The sequence below is a fragment of the Arthrobacter sp. Soil763 genome (assembly GCF_001428365.1).
GTDB lineage: Bacteria > Actinomycetota > Actinomycetes > Actinomycetales > Micrococcaceae > Arthrobacter.
Genome location: NZ_LMSH01000001.1, coordinates 443,873 through 458,239, shown reverse-complemented (window position 1 = coordinate 458,239; position 14,367 = coordinate 443,873). Strand labels below are relative to the sequence as shown.

Genomic DNA, 14,367 nt, shown 5'->3' with positions numbered 1-14,367 from the left:
CTACCGGAGGGAGCAGGTCGATGTCAGACAGCACGGAGAATGACGGCCAGGGAATGATTGTGAATCCCAAGCCGACCGCTGAGAACCAGGACTGGGACGGCGACGACGCCGACCGTGCGGACCGCCTGCGCTTCGAGGAGGAGCAGGCGATGATCCGCGAGCAATCGGAAGCCCGCGCCGCCAAGGCCGCGGCGGACGCCAAGAAGGCAGAAGAAGCCAAGAAGGAAGCCAGCTAGGCGCCGGTGGCCCCGCCGGCCCGCGCAGCGTCAACGCGTGCGGAGTCTTCCTTCACCCTGACCAGGAGGGACCGCGGGGCCACCCGGACGGTGACCGTCGTCGCTTCGCCCGACGGGTCACCGTCGATCTGGGTCGGCATGGGTTCGGCGCACTTGATCACGATCTTGCGGGAACGGTAATACGTCATCACGGGCAGGTTCCGCTTGTGTTTGAGCACAATCTTCCAGTACATCGCCAGCCAGCCGATCGCGCTGCGCGGGCTCATCACCACCACATCCAGCATGCCGTCGTCGATCATGGCCTGCGGGATAAAATCGATGCCGCCGGGGATCAGGCCGCAGTTGGCGAACAAGACGCTGCGGATCTTCCGGGTCTGTTCCGGCTGGTCGTCCAGCGCGATGGAGACCCGTTTGCGCCGGCCGGGCAGGTGCCGGACGCCGGCTTCGGTGTAGGCCAGCCAGCCCACGGCTTTCTTGAGCCCGTCATTGGTGTCGCTGACCACCTCGGCGTCCATGCCGATGCCGGCGATCACCAGGAAGGCGTGCTCCGCGCTCTGGCCGGTGCGGGTGTTCTCCACCGTCATGCGGGCGGTGTCGATGAAGCGCTGGTGACCGAACAGTGCGATTTCCACGCAGCCGTGCAGGTCCCCGATGTCGAGGTGGACGTTGCGGGCCAGCAGGTTCCCCGTGCCCAATGGAAGCAGTCCCATGGCCGTGTCCGTGTGCGCCAGGACGTCGGCCACCACCCGCACCGTACCGTCGCCGCCGCCCACCAGGACGACGTCGGCGCCGTACTCCACCGCCGCGCGGGCCTGGGAAAAACCGGGGTCCTCAGCCGTCGTCTCGAAAAAGCGCGGCGCCTCCCAGCCGGCCGCGAGGCAGGCGCTCTCGACCAGCGCGCGCGCCTCGGCGGACCGTGACTTGATCGGGTTCAGCACCACCGCGACCCGCTGCTTGGCCAGCCCGGGGTTGTGCGTCTCTTCCCAGACGGCGCTGCGCATGTGGCGGGCCTTCAACCGGCGCACACCCCACCAGCTGGAGAGGGCAAAAACCAGGACTCCAGCGATGACGAGGTACAGCAGCCAGTCGCTCATGTTGGTCCAACACTATCCCGCAGGCGGGACGCGGCAGGACTGCCGGAGGGCGGCCCCCGGATTCGATACCCTTATCAGGTGATCGACGTAAAAGACCTCAGCGAAAATCCGGACAAGTTCCGTGCCAGCCAGCGCGCCCGCGGCGCCGACGAATCCGTGGTGGACGCGATCATCGCCGCGGACGCGTCCCGGCGTGCGGCCCTGATCCGCTACGAAAACCTGCGCGCGGAGCAGAACGCTTTCGGCAAGAAGGTCGCGCAGGCCAAGGGCGAGGAAAAGCAGGCCCTGCTCGCCGAGGTCAAGGTCCTTGCCGCGTCCGTGAAGGAGGCCTCCGCCGAGGCCGACGTCGCCCAGGCGGCCCAGGAGGAACTGCTGCGCGGCATCCCCAACCTGGTCGAAGAAGGCGTGCCGGCGGGCGGCGAGGACGACTACGTCGTGCTTAAGACGGTGGGGGCGCCCCGCGAGTTCCCCGACTTCGAGCCCAGGGACCACCTGGAGATCGGCGAGCTGATCGGCGCGATCGACATGGAACGCGGCGCCAAGGTCTCCGGCTCGCGCTTCTACTTCCTGCGCGGCGTGGGCGCCCGGCTGGAGATGGCGCTGCTGCAGATGGCCATGGACCAGGCCATCGACGCCGGCTTCATCCCGATGATCACGCCGACGCTGGTCCGCCCGGAAACCATGCAGGGCACCGGTTTCGACGTCAAGCACGACGCCGAGATCTACCGCCTGGCCGAAGATGACCTGTACCTTGTGGGCACCTCCGAGGTGGCACTTGCCGGCTATCACGCCGACGAAATCCTGGACCTGAGCGCCGGACCGGTCCGCTACGCCGGCCAGAGCTCCTGCTACCGCCGCGAGGCCGGCTCGCACGGCAAGGACACCCGCGGGATCATCCGCGTGCACCAGTTCAACAAGGTCGAGATGTTCATCTACACCACGGTCGAGGAAGCTGCCGCCGAGCACGCCCGCCTGCTGGCCTGGGAAGAGGAGATGCTGGCCAAGTGCGAGCTTCCCTACCGGGTCATCGACACCGCTGCTGGGGACCTTGGCACCTCGGCGGCGCGGAAGTTCGACTGCGAGGCCTGGGTTCCCACCCAGGGCGCCTACCGTGAGCTGACCTCCACGTCCAACTGCACCACCTTCCAGGCCCGCCGGCTCAACATCCGCGAACGCGTGGTGGCCGAGGACGGCGCACCGAAGGGCACCCGCGCAGTTGCGACGCTCAACGGCACCCTGGCCACGACCCGCTGGATCGTGGCTCTCCTGGAGCACCACCAGAACGCCGACGGTTCGGTCAACGTCCCGGCGGCGCTGCAGAAGTACCTCGGCGGGATGACCGTCCTGCCCGTTCTCTAACCACCCGCCGCCGGCAGCTGTTCACCGGAGCTTCATACCGCGCTGTGGCGCGCGTCCTAGCAGCTGTCGGCGGTGTCTGCTCTACTTGTGGGATGACTACATTGACTGAAGCCTCAGTCGCTGGCAACGATGACCAGCGAAGTGCAAACGAAAAAATGATGATCGCCCTGGACGTCGACGGTACCCTCGTCGACCACGACGGGCACATGTCCGTTCCCGTGCGGGAGGCCGCCCAGGCGGTCGTGGCCGCCGGGCACGAGGTGATGATTGCGACCGGCCGCTCGCTCAACGCGACGCTGCCCATCATCGAGCACATCGGCATCGAAAACGGCTACGCCGTGTGCTCCAACGGCGGCGTGACCCTGCGCATTGATTCCGGCCTCGCCGACGGCTACCAGGTGCTGCACAAGGCCACCTTCGATCCCGGCCCCGCGCTGCGGGCCCTGCGCAAGCGCCTGCCCGCGGCGAAGTACGCGCTGGAGGACGAGGACGGCAACTTCCTGTCCACCGAACGCTTCCAGGATGCCAGCTTCGGCGTCGAGGCGATCGGCGTCGACTTCCAGACCATGCTGGAGGCCACCGCCGTGCGCGTAGTCGTCTTCAGCTCGGACAACACCCCGGAGGAGTTCAACGCCGCCATCCGGCACGTCGGCCTCGCCGGCGTGACCTATTCGGTGGGCTGGACAGCCTGGCTGGACATCGCCGCCGCTGGCGTCACCAAGGCCAGCGCCCTCGAACAGCTGCGCGGGCGGCTCAGCATCGAGGCGCACCGCACGGTGGCGGTCGGCGACGGCCGCAACGACATCGAGATGCTCACCTGGGCCCGCCGCGGCGTCGCCATGGGACAGGCGCCGGCCGAGGTGATCGCCGCCGCCGACGAGGTCACCCACTCGGTGTTCGACGACGGCGCCGCGCACGTGCTGCGCAGCATCCTGCGCTAGCGGACCTCGAGGATCAGGGCCAGCAGCCTTGCCGCGGCCGGCCGCGCCGCGTGCTCCTCGTTCCATTGGGCCCGGGCGACGGCCTTGCTGACCGCCTGGGTGGTGATGCCGAGTTCCGCGGCCACGGCTTTCTGCTGCCCGCGGACCCCGGGGGTGAGCAGGTCCAGCACACGCCACTCGGCCGCGCTTCGGTCGTGCACGATGTGACCCAGCAGCCGCAGGACGGCCTCCGCCTCCGCGGCCAGGTCAGAGAACGGGCCCTCCACCGCCACCGGGATCCGCTCCTTGCTGTTGCGCAGCCGGTCCACGGCACGCCGGGCATACACCAGGCCGTGGCCGGAAGCGTCCTTGATCTGGTTGGGCAGCGGCTCGTTCACCGGGCCGACGCCGATCCCGACGTACCAGGCCCCGCTCCGCAGCGCGATCAGGGCCGCGTCCACCGCCTGGCGCGGGCAGTCCACGATGCCTTGGACCTCGTCTTCGACCGAGCGGTCGAAGTCCAGGCGCGCAGGAATGTGCCGCAGGTCCTTGAGGAGCTGCGGCACACGGTCGCCGTCGCGCCGGCTGTCGGTTTGGTTGATGGTCAGCGTGAACATACTGGATGCCACACTACCGCCTTGTAAACGCAGGGCAAGTGCGGGCTCCGGGCGAGAAACCGCGCCGACGCCGGCCGCCTCCGGGGCGCCTGTAGGCGCGGCGGGCTTGTCCCGGGACCCCGGCAGATGTTGCGATGGAGGTTGACGCTGCCGACGGCGGCACAGACCGGGCGGAGCACCTTCATGGCTGATGGGTTGGAACAGGGTACGGACCGGACGGCAGGCACGGCCACCGAACCGCGGAGTGCCGCGGAGCCTGCGGGCGCGTCCGAGCTCGACCTGGTGGACCGGTGGTGGCGGGCCGCGAACTACCTGTCCGTGGGCCAGATCTACCTCCGCGACAACCCGCTGCTGCGCGAACCGCTACGGGCCGAGGACACCAAGTCCCGGCTGCTGGGCCACTGGGGCACCACGCCGGGGCTGAACTTCATCTACTCCCACCTGAACCGGGTGATCCGCCGGGATTCGCAGGAGATGCTGTTCGTCGCCGGCCCCGGCCACGGCGGTCCCGCGGTGGTGGCCAACGCCTGGCTCGAGGGAACCTATTCGGAGATCTACAGCAACGTCGGCCCTGACGCCGACGGCCTTTCCGCGTTGTTCCGCCAGTTCTCCTACCCCGGCGGCATCCCCAGCCATGCCGCCCCCGAGACCCCGGGGTCCATCAACGAGGGCGGTGAACTCGGCTACTCGCTGGCGCACGCCTACGGCACCGTGTTCGACAACCCGCAGCTGGTCACCGCCGTCGTCATCGGCGACGGCGAAGCGGAGACCGGACCGCTGGCGGCGAGCTGGCACTCGCACAACTTCCTAGATCCCGCCGCGGACGGCGCCGTGCTGCCGATCCTGCACCTGAACGGCTACAAGATCGCCAACCCCACCATCCTGGCGCGCATGCCCGAAGCCCAGCTGGAGCAGCTGCTGCGCGGCTACGGGCACACGCCGTACTTCGTGACCGTCGCCGACCCGGAAGACACCGCGGCGGCCCACCGGGACTTCGCCGCCGTCCTCGACCAGTGCCTGGCGGACATCCGCGCCATCCAGGCGGCCCACCGGGCCGCCACGCCAGCCGGTGACGGGACCGACGGGGACGCGCCCGCCGCGGCGTGGCCGATGATCGTGCTCCGTTCGCCGAAGGGCTGGACGGGTCCGCAGACCGTCGACGGCCTGCAGGTCGAAGGCACCTGGCGCAGCCACCAGGTGCCCCTCGCGGAGGTGCGGACCAACCCCGAGCACCTGGCGCAACTGGGCCGCTGGCTTGAGTCCTACCGCCCGGCTGAGCTCTTCGACGACAGCGGCCGGCTCCGGTCCGACGTCGCCGCCAACGCCCCCGACGGGGACCTGCGGATGAGCGCCACCCCGCACGCCAACGGCGGCGTCCTGCTGCGCGACCTGCGGCTCCCGCGCTACGCCGACCACGCCGTCGCCGTCGCCGAACCCGGCCGGGAACGGGTCAGCGCCATGGTCACCCTCGGCGGCTGGCTGCGGGACGTGATAGCGCTCAACCCCGAGACTTTCCGCCTTTTCGGCCCGGACGAGACGGCGTCGAACCGGCTGCAGGACGTTTACGAGGTCACCGACAAGGTCTGGCAGTACCGGATCGAGCAGGTCGACGAGCACCTCGCCCGCGCCGGCCGCGTCATGGAAGTGCTCAGCGAACACCTCTGTCAGGGCTGGCTGGAGGGCTACCTGCTGACCGGCCGGCACGGGGTTTTCAGCTGCTACGAAGCCTTCATCCACATCGTCGATTCGATGTTCAACCAGCACGCCAAGTGGCTCAAGGTGCACCGCGAACTGCCGTGGCGCCAGCCTGTCGCGTCGCTGAACTACGTGCTCTCCTCGCACGTCTGGCAGCAGGACCACAACGGCTTCTCGCACCAGGACCCAGGCTTCATCGACCATGCCGTGAACAAGAAGGCCGAGGTCATCCGGGTCTACCTGCCGCCGGATGCGAACACCCTGCTCTCGGTCATGGAGCACTGCCTGGGCTCCCGGGACTACGTCAACATCGTCGTCAGCGGTAAACAGCCCTCGCCCACCTGGCTGGGACCGGCGGAGGCGGCGCACCACTGCCGGCGGGGCCTGGGGATCTGGGAATTCGCCGGCTCCGAGGTCCCCGGCGAGGAGCCCGACGTCGTCCTGGCGTGCGCGGGCGACGTGCCCACGGTGGAGACCGTGGCGGCGGCCGAACTGCTCAGGGAAGGGGCGCCCGGGCTGAAGATCCGGGTGGTGAACGTGGTGGACCTGATGCGGCTGCAGGACGCGGCCGAACACCCGCACGGCCTGTCGTCCCGTGACTTCGACGGCATCTTCACTGCCGACAAACCGATCATTTTCGCCTACCACGGCTACCCGTCGCTGATCCACCGGCTGGCCTACCGCCGTACCAACCAGGAGGGCCTGCACGTGCGCGGCTACAAGGAAGAGGGCACCACCACGACGCCGTTCGACATGGCGATGCTCAACGGGATCGACCGGTTCCAGCTCGCCATCGACGCGATCGACCGCGTGCCGGGGCTGGCTGAGCGGCACTCCCTGCTGCGCCAGTCGCTGCAGGACCGCCGAATCCGGGCGCACAACCACACCCGGGAGTACGGCGAGGACGCGAAGGAAATCAGCGGCTGGACCCTCGGAGCCGGCTAGCTGTTCTGATTCGCGGCAGCGGGGTCAGCGGCCGGGAAGTGCGGCCAGCCCGCCGAGGGGCAGGTGGATCCAGCCCTCCGAGCGGGCGGCCCGGGCGTGGCCCGCGTCCGGGCGCAGGGTCCGGCCAAGGGCCACCGCGCGGGCGGTCAGGGACGCGATGAGGGCGTCGAACAGGTCATCGCTTCCGGCCAGCCGGTCCTCGTGGCCGGCCAGGTCCAGCCAGGGCGCCGCCTGCTGCAGTGCGCCCACGAGGTCGCCCAGCCGCTGCGCTTCCGTCCCGCCGCGGCCCTTGTAGCCGCGGGCCGGCAGGCCCCAGGACTTCAGCGACGCCGCCGGGTAGACCTCCGCCAGCCGGCCGCTGCCGTCCCTGGCCTGGGGTCCGAAGTCCGCGGCGATCTTGGCCTGGATGACGGCGCACCGCATGGCCGGGTGGGCCAGCCGGTCGGCCGAGACGCTCAGCGGAATCAGCCCGGTCCGGGCCGTGACGAACCGGTCGGTGTCCCGGTAGGCGAGCAGCCTTCGGCCCTCGAGGCCGTCGTACTCCAGCACAGGGTGCGCGTCCCCGGCGAGGTGGCCGGCGATGAAGGGCAGGAACGCGTCCGGCCAGCCCACGGCGCAGTCGATCCCGGTCATCTCGCAGCTGCCGAAGAGGCGCACGATCCCGGCGTCGTCGACGCCGAGCTCCAGCTGCGCCAGGCGGGCGGATCCGTTGTCCCATTCGACGACGGCGGTCGCGGTCTTCTTCGTGGCCGCGGCCAGGTCCACCCCGAGGGTCCGCATGCTCAGACCCCGCGGTAGCGGAGCGCGCCGGGGATCCCGCCGTCGTCGTCGAGGCCCTCGCCGGACGCGAAACGGGCCCAGAGGGCGCGCAGTGCCTTGCCGGGGACGTTGATGTCCTCCCAGCTGGCCCCGTCCAGCAGCCCCGCCCCGGCCCAGGTCCGCTCGTCTCCGAAGAGCAGGGGCAGGTCCACGGTGTGCGCGGCGCCGTACCTGTTTCCCGGCGCAGCCCAGGAGAGCACGTAGCTGTGGGCCCGGCCGCCGGCCTTCACGTGGCGCCGCGCGAACTGCCTGGCCGCCCGGCCGTACACTGCCTCGGTCACCGCCCGGCTGACGGCACTGACGACGGCGGGTCCGAGGACCGGGACCGCGGCCACACGGCTCAGGACGCGGTTGCGGGGCAGGAACATCCGGGCCTCCTCCGAGGTGTGCCCGATCAGCACCTCGATCCCGGGGGCGGTGGCGTCCCAGGCGTCATCAATGCCGGACTCCGGCGGCAGGGGCGCATGCCCGTACTGGATGCCGAACGGCATGGCCGCGATCAGGCCGAACTTCCGGGCCGCCTGGGAGACCCGCTCCTCGGCGTCGACCACTTCCATCGCCGGGGTGTCCTCGGTGACGGCTTCCGCCGCGGCGCCCATGGCGCGGCTCATCTTCTCCCGGCCGCGGGTGATGCCGAGAGGTGCGCTCTGGATGATGGCCCGTTGGAACAGGGCGGGCGCCTCCGGCGTCGCCATCAGGTGGGCGACGGCGTCGCCGCCTGCGGACTGCCCGAACGCGGTGACCCGTCCCGGGTCGCCGCCGAAGGCGCCGATGTTGCGCTGCACCCAGCGGAACGCCTCGAGCTGGTCCAGCAGGCCAAGGTTGGCCGGGCGGCCGGAGGCCGTGGACAGGTAGCCGAACAGGCCCAGCCGGTAGGTCACGGACACCACGATGACGCGGTTTTCGCTCACCAGGGCCTTGGGGTCGAAGATCGCCAGGTCGCCGGAACCGGAGGTGTAGGAGCCGCCGTGCAGCCACACCATGACCGGGACGCGTTCGTCCGCGCGCAGGCCCGCCGGCAGGGTGATGGAGAGCCGCTGGCAGTCCTCGCTGCCCGGAAGCTCCCCGTAGCGGGTGCCCAGGATGTCGTCGAGGAACGGCACCGGCGCCTGCGGGCAGGCGGGGGCAAGTGACGTGGCTGCGAGGGTCTCGGTCCGGTCTGGCGCCGGGGCCGGCGGCCGAAACCTCGCGGCGGTGGCGTACGGGATCCCGGTGGCCCGCACGACGTCGCCGTCCCGCCATCCGGTGACCGGGCCGCAGGGCGGGCTAAAACTTGGTTCGGGATTCACGGATCAACGATTTCACATTTTCCTGACCCGCGGCTGGCAAAGCGCGAACGTACACTTGAGGCCCCGAAATCAGCGGATTCCAGGGCCTCAAGTGTACGTTCGCGCTAGGGGGACTAGTGTCCGGCGCCGGGGACGAAGCGCTTGATCGAGGCTTCGAGCTCGGCTTCGGCGGCGGCGCGGTCGCCCCAGCCCTCGGCCTTGACCCACTTGCCGGGCTCCAGGTCCTTGTAGCGGGTGAAGAAGTGCTCGATCTCCTTGATCAGGAACTCGTTGACGTCGCTGATCTCGTTGATGTGGTCGAAACGGGCGTCGGCCGGCACGCAGAGGACCTTGGCGTCCCCGCCGCCGTCGTCGGTCATGTTGAACACGCCGATCGGGCGGGCCTCGACGATCACGCCGGGGTAGAGGTCGAAGTCCTGCAGGAGCACCAGGGCGTCCAGCGGGTCGCCGTCCTCGCCCAGGGTGTTCTCGAAGAAGCCGTAGTGCGTGGGGTACTGCATGGAGGTGAACAGGACGCGGTCCAGGCGGACGCGGCCGGTCTCGTGGTCGACTTCGTACTTGACGCGTGATCCCTTGGGGATCTCGATGGTCACGTCATGCTTCATGGAATGCTCCTCGACGGATTCAGGGGGTGCGCGGCACACGTGGCGTCCGGAAAAAGTGGTGACGGTGCCGCCGACTATTATTGAGGATATAGCGACAGGCCCTGGTTTCAGGAACTAGCGGGGACATTTCGGAACTAAGGACCAGCAGCAGCATGAAACGCAGTGAGGGCCGCGGGGGCACGGCCCAGGAGCCCGGAAGCCTCGGGCGGATCCTCCCGATGCTGCTCCCGGCCCTCCTGATTGCCGCGCTCGCCGTTCCCGCCGGCGCGGCCCTCAGCCCCGGATTCCTCGGCCCGCCGGCGCCCCCGGAACCCGTCGCCGCCGGCCCGTGGCAGCAGGTCCCGGAGACCCTCAGCTCCGCCGGAGCCGCCGGACACCCGGCCGCCCTGCAGCCGCTCACCGGCACGGCCCCGATGCCCGGCGCCGCTGTCCTCGCCGCCAAACTCACGGCAACGCTCAAGGCCGACGGCGCCGGCTCCTTCAGCGGCGTGGTGCAGGACGCCGTCACGGGCAAGGTGCTTTTCGACCGGTCCGGCGACGAACTGCGTGCCCCCGCCTCCAACATCAAGCTGCTCACCGCCGCCGCCGCGCTCCGCACGCTGGGCCCGGAGACGCGGTTCAGCACCAGGGTCGTGGCCGGCCCCGCCCCGGGCAGCGTCGTCCTGACCGGCGGGGGAGACGTGCTGCTGGGCGCGGGCGACTCCGAACCGAACGCCGTGCTGGGCCACGCCGGCCTTGCCACCCTGGCGCGGTCCACCGCCCGGGCGCTGCAGCAGGCCGGTGCCACCACGAAGGTCAAGGTGCTGCTGGACGATTCGCTTTTCAGCGGGCCAGCCCTCAACCCGGCCTGGAGCCCGGAAGACGTGGCGGCCGGGGAAGTCGCGCCGTTGTTCCCGCTGGCCCTGAACTCGGCACGCTATGACCCGGACGTCACCGCCGGCCCGCGACCGCGGGATGCGGCCCTGACCGCCGCGCAGGCCTTTGCGGACCGGCTTTCCGCCGCCGGGGTCACCGTGGCGGCCGGCGTGAACCGCGCACCGGCGCTGCCGACGCCGTCCCCGGCGCCTGCAAAGCCCGACACTGAGTCCGGCGGAGCAAGCGGCTGGCAGGCGGGCGCGGTCCTGGCCGAGGTCCAGTCCGCCACCGTCGGCCAGCAGGTGGACCTGATGCTGCGCACCTCGGACAACTACCTCGCCGAGGTGCTGGGCCGGATGGTGGCGGCCGCGGAGGGGAAGCCGGCCAGCAATGACGGTGCCGTCGCCGCCGTGCTGCAGCAGCTGGAGGAGCTGAAAGTTCCCGCGGCCACGCTCCGGGCGGCCGACCTGGCCGGGCTGACGCTCGCCAACAAGGTCTCGGCGCGGCAGCTGTCCGCCGTCGTCCGCGCCATGACGAGCGGCCCGGACACCCGCCTCCGGTCCGCGCTGGCCGGGTTCCCGGTGGCCGGGCTGACCGGGACGCTGGATAGCCGGTACACGGACTCCAGCACCGCCGGCGGCGCCGGCCTGGTCCGGGCCAAGACCGGCACCCTGAACACCGTGATCGCACTCAGTGGTTACGTCGTCGACGCCGACGGCCGCCTGCTGGTCTTCTCCTTCATCGGCAACGGCCTCACCCCCGGCGCCGCCGGCAACAAGGTGGCCCTGGACCGGGCGGCCTCGATCCTCGCCGGCTGCGGCTGCCGCTAGGACCGCCCAACGGACCGTCCCAGGGATTAAGGCGCAATCCCGGCCCGCTGTGATCTGATGGGGGTTATGGAGTTCTCTTCGCGCGAGACGTCAGCAGAGTCGAAAACCCGGGCCCAAGCCCTGATCAACTGGGAGCTCGCCGCGTCCACGGCCGCGCGGCTCACCCCGCCCGGCCCGGTGCTCAGCGCCGGGGAGATCGGCGCCGCCGTCGACAACCTGCGCCTTATGGCGGACATCTCCGTGCCGCACGTGCACGACATCACCCGGCTCGAGGCGGCCCGCGACCTGCGCGACTCCTCCGTCCTGGTGGTGGATCGGGCGTCGTGGGCGAAGGCGAACACGCAGAGCTTCGCCGTGATGCTCCAGCCCGCGATTGAAAAGATGCTTGAGGGCCGGCACGGGACGGTCGGCCCGGGCACCGCGAGCGTCAGCGGTGCGATCACCGGCAGCCAGCTCGGCGCGATCCTGGCGTTCCTCTCCAGCAAGGTCCTCGGCCAGTACGACCCGTTCGCCTCGCTGGCCCCGAACTCCACCGCCCCCGCCGCCGGCCGGCTGCTGCTGGTGGCCCCCAACATCATCTCGGTGGAACGCGAGCTCAACGTCGCGCCCGAGGACTTCCGGCTGTGGGTGTGCCTGCACGAACAGACCCACCGCGTGCAGTTCGCCGCCGCCCCGTGGCTGCGCCACCACATGCTGGACCAGATCGAGGGCCTCAGCGGACACCTGCTCGGCAACGTCGATTCGATCATGGAACGCGCCGCGGCGGCCGCGAAGTCGCTCAAGGACCGTTCCGCGCCAGGGTCCGCGCCGGGCCGGGGAGCCATCCTCGACCTGCTGCAGGACCCGGAGGAGAAGGCTGCGATCTCGCACCTCACTGCGGTCATGAGCCTGCTTGAGGGCCACGCCAATGTGGTCATGGATGCGGTGGACGCCAGCATCGTCCCCTCGGTCAAGACCATCCGGCAGCGCTTCAACGCCCGCGGCAAGGACCGCGGGGCGGTCGAGAAGTTCATCCGCAGCCTGCTGGGCCTCGACGCGAAGATGCGGCAGTACAGCGACGGCTCGAAATTCGTCCGGCAGGTGGTCGACGCCGCCGGGATGGACGGGTTCAACCGGGTCTGGGAGGAAGCCGGCCACCTGCCCACCGAGCCCGAGATCCACGACCCGAAGTTGTGGCTCGAGCGGATGGGCCTCTAGCCCGTGCCGGACACCACCGGTCCCGGCCTCCCGGCAGCGTCCGGAGCACGACGGCGGCCCGGACGCCTCGCGCCCGTCGTCGGCAAGGCGCGGAAGCTGCTGCAGGACGCGCTCGCCGGCGCCGGCTACCCCGGACGGGTGCTCGTGGCCTGCAGCGGCGGCCCGGACTCGCTCGCGCTCGCCGCCGTCGCCGCCTACTTCGCCCGCCGCGGCCACGTCGACGGGCACCCGGTCTCCGTCGGCGCCGTCGTCGTGGACCACCGGCTGCAGCCCGGTTCCGCCGAGGTGGCCGCGGCTACCGCCGAGGTGCTCCGCGGCCTTGGCCTCGACCCGGTCCAGGTCAGGACGGTCGACGTCGCGCCCACCGGGATGGGGCCGGAAGCCGCCGCGCGGGACGCCCGGCACGCAGCGCTCGACGCCGCCGCCGACGACACCGGGGCCGACGCCATCCTGCTCGGCCACACCCTGGACGACCAGGCCGAACAGGTCCTGCTGGGCCTGGCCCGCGGCTCGGGCACCCGGTCGCTCGCGGGCATGCGGCCGGTCCGCGGCCGCCTGATGCGGCCGTTCCTGGAACTGCGCCGGGCCGAAACCCTGGACATCTGCGCCGCGGAGGGGTTGGACCCGTGGCACGACCCGAGCAACCAGGACCCCGCCTTCGCCCGGTCCCGGACCCGGGTGGAAGTGCTGCCCATGCTGGAGGACAAGCTCGGTCCCGGCGTCGCGGAGTCACTTGCCAGGACGGCAGCCATCCTGCAGCTCGACGCCGACTACCTTGAGGATGTGGCCAACGCCACGTACCTGCGCCTGCGCGAACGCTTCGGCGCGGAGCTCAGCCTGCCCGAGGCCGGGCTGCGCGAGCTGCCGCCGGCGATCAGGTTCCGTGTGATCGCGAAGGCCGCCGCCGCCATCGGCGGGCAACAGCCCAGCTACCAGCGGCTGCTGGCCGCCGAGGCGCTGCTGCGCCGGCAGGGATCGGCGGGGCCGGTGGAGCTGCCCGGCGGCGTGAGCGTCTACCGGCTCTCGCTCGCCCAGCTGTCCGCGGAGGAGCGTTCCGGCGCTGCCGGGGTTCCCCGTGAAGGCGCCCGCTGTGGGAAGCTTGTATTCCGGCCTCAAAAGCCGCCCCAAGAATAGCCGCACCCGCATCTACACAGGAGCCATTCGTGGATTCAAACGACGTCCAGGCAGACCTCAAGCACGTTCTGTACTCGAAGGAACAGATCCAGACCAGGATCGCCGAGCTGGCTGCCCAGATCGACAAGGACTACGAGGGCCGCGAGCTGCTGATCGTCGGCGTGCTCAAGGGCGCGGTCATGGTCATGGCCGACCTGGCCCGGGCACTGCACAGCCACGTCTCGATGGACTGGATGGCCGTCTCCTCCTACGGCTCCGGCACGCAGTCCTCCGGCGTGGTGCGGATTCTCAAGGACCTCGACACCGACCTGCTGGGCAAGCACGTCCTGATTGTCGAGGACATCATCGACTCCGGCCTGACGCTGTCCTGGCTCAAGACCAACCTGGAGTCCCGCGGCCCGGCCTCCGTGGAAATCTGCACCGCTTTCCGCAAGCCCACCGCCGCCAAGGTCCAGATCGACGTTAAGTACGTCGGCTACGACATCCCGAACGAGTTCGTGGTCGGCTACGGCCTGGACTACGCCGAGAAGTACCGCAACCTGGACTTCGTGGGCACCCTGGCCCCGCACGTCTACGAGTAGACCGGAGCCCGGCCGCCCCGGCGGCCCCTCCCGCCGGCGTCGGAACCCGGCCCGTTCCGCGCCGCACGGCGCCCGGCTACGCCCTCAGGGAACTTTTGCCCCTGACCGTGCGTGAGTCTGTGCGACGGTGTATAGCTATAACCTGACGCAGCACCACACGCGCGCAGAACGGTCGCCGTGCAGCACTACCA

At 70.4% G+C, this 14,367-nt stretch carries 13 protein-coding genes; 8 read left to right on the top strand and 5 right to left on the bottom strand.

Annotation, left to right across the window (positions count from 1 at the left end; genetic code table 11):
- Positions 1-20: 20 nt before the first annotated feature.
- A complete protein-coding gene (locus ASG71_RS02125) occupies positions 21-236 on the top strand; it encodes a hypothetical protein (protein WP_056736607.1) in 216 nt (71 codons plus the stop codon).
- Here the strand turns inward: ASG71_RS02125 and ASG71_RS02120 are convergent.
- Positions 233-1,330: a diacylglycerol/lipid kinase family protein gene (locus ASG71_RS02120; protein ID WP_056736606.1), complete on the bottom strand. Its 1,098-nt coding sequence runs from the start codon at positions 1,328-1,330 to the stop codon at positions 233-235. The two genes, ASG71_RS02125 and ASG71_RS02120, sit on opposite strands and share 4 nt — an antisense overlap.
- 78 nt (positions 1,331-1,408) lie before the next feature.
- Between ASG71_RS02120 and serS the strand changes: the two genes are divergently transcribed.
- The gene (gene serS, locus ASG71_RS02115; RefSeq protein ID WP_056736604.1) at positions 1,409-2,689 is read left to right on the top strand and encodes a serine--tRNA ligase; all 1,281 of its coding nucleotides are present in this window, start codon (positions 1,409-1,411) and stop codon (positions 2,687-2,689) included.
- A gap of 92 nt (positions 2,690-2,781) precedes the next feature.
- Entirely contained in the window at positions 2,782-3,630 is an 849-nt protein-coding gene (locus ASG71_RS02110) for an HAD family hydrolase (protein ID WP_056736602.1), read from the top strand.
- Here the strand turns inward: ASG71_RS02110 and ASG71_RS02105 are convergent.
- Positions 3,627-4,226, bottom strand: a complete 600-nt coding sequence (locus ASG71_RS02105; RefSeq protein ID WP_056736600.1) for a MarR family transcriptional regulator — start codon at positions 4,224-4,226, stop codon at positions 3,627-3,629. The two genes, ASG71_RS02110 and ASG71_RS02105, sit on opposite strands and share 4 nt — an antisense overlap.
- A gap of 183 nt (positions 4,227-4,409) precedes the next feature.
- Here ASG71_RS02105 and ASG71_RS02100 point away from each other — a divergent pair, with 183 nt between their 5' ends.
- Positions 4,410-6,866 (top strand): phosphoketolase, encoded by a 2,457-nt coding sequence (locus ASG71_RS02100; protein ID WP_082574827.1) that lies wholly within the window; start codon positions 4,410-4,412, stop codon positions 6,864-6,866.
- A gap of 24 nt (positions 6,867-6,890) precedes the next feature.
- Here ASG71_RS02100 and ASG71_RS02095 read toward each other — a convergent pair whose 3' ends face one another.
- The 3 genes from ASG71_RS02095 to ASG71_RS02085 all read right to left on the bottom strand — a co-directional run bounded on the left by ASG71_RS02095 (position 6,891) and on the right by ASG71_RS02085 (position 9,579).
- Positions 6,891-7,646, bottom strand: coding sequence for a DUF429 domain-containing protein (locus ASG71_RS02095; protein WP_056736597.1), 756 nt, complete (start codon positions 7,644-7,646; stop codon positions 6,891-6,893).
- Between the two features lie 2 nt (positions 7,647-7,648).
- Positions 7,649-8,974 (bottom strand): carboxylesterase family protein, encoded by a 1,326-nt coding sequence (locus ASG71_RS02090; protein ID WP_056736595.1) that lies wholly within the window; start codon positions 8,972-8,974, stop codon positions 7,649-7,651.
- Positions 8,975-9,087: 113 nt separating this feature from the next.
- Positions 9,088-9,579 (bottom strand): inorganic diphosphatase, encoded by a 492-nt coding sequence (locus ASG71_RS02085; protein ID WP_056736593.1) that lies wholly within the window; start codon positions 9,577-9,579, stop codon positions 9,088-9,090.
- Positions 9,580-9,731: 152 nt separating this feature from the next.
- On the opposite strand from ASG71_RS02085, the gene dacB reads away from it, so the two are divergent.
- The 4 genes from dacB (at position 9,732) to hpt (ending at position 14,176) form a co-directional block, all read left to right on the top strand.
- Positions 9,732-11,264, top strand: a complete 1,533-nt coding sequence (dacB, locus tag ASG71_RS02080) for a D-alanyl-D-alanine carboxypeptidase/D-alanyl-D-alanine-endopeptidase (RefSeq protein ID WP_056736591.1) — start codon at positions 9,732-9,734, stop codon at positions 11,262-11,264.
- 66 nt (positions 11,265-11,330) lie between these two features.
- On the top strand, positions 11,331-12,461 hold the full coding sequence (locus ASG71_RS02075) for a zinc-dependent metalloprotease (protein ID WP_056736588.1): 1,131 nt from the start codon (positions 11,331-11,333) through the stop codon (positions 12,459-12,461).
- Between the two features lie 96 nt (positions 12,462-12,557).
- Complete coding sequence (tilS, locus tag ASG71_RS02070) at positions 12,558-13,595, top strand: tRNA lysidine(34) synthetase TilS (RefSeq protein WP_200947927.1); 1,038 nt, start codon at positions 12,558-12,560, stop codon at positions 13,593-13,595.
- Between the two features lie 29 nt (positions 13,596-13,624).
- Complete coding sequence (hpt, locus tag ASG71_RS02065) at positions 13,625-14,176, top strand: hypoxanthine phosphoribosyltransferase (protein ID WP_056736586.1); 552 nt, start codon at positions 13,625-13,627, stop codon at positions 14,174-14,176.
- Positions 14,177-14,367: the final 191 nt, after the last annotated feature.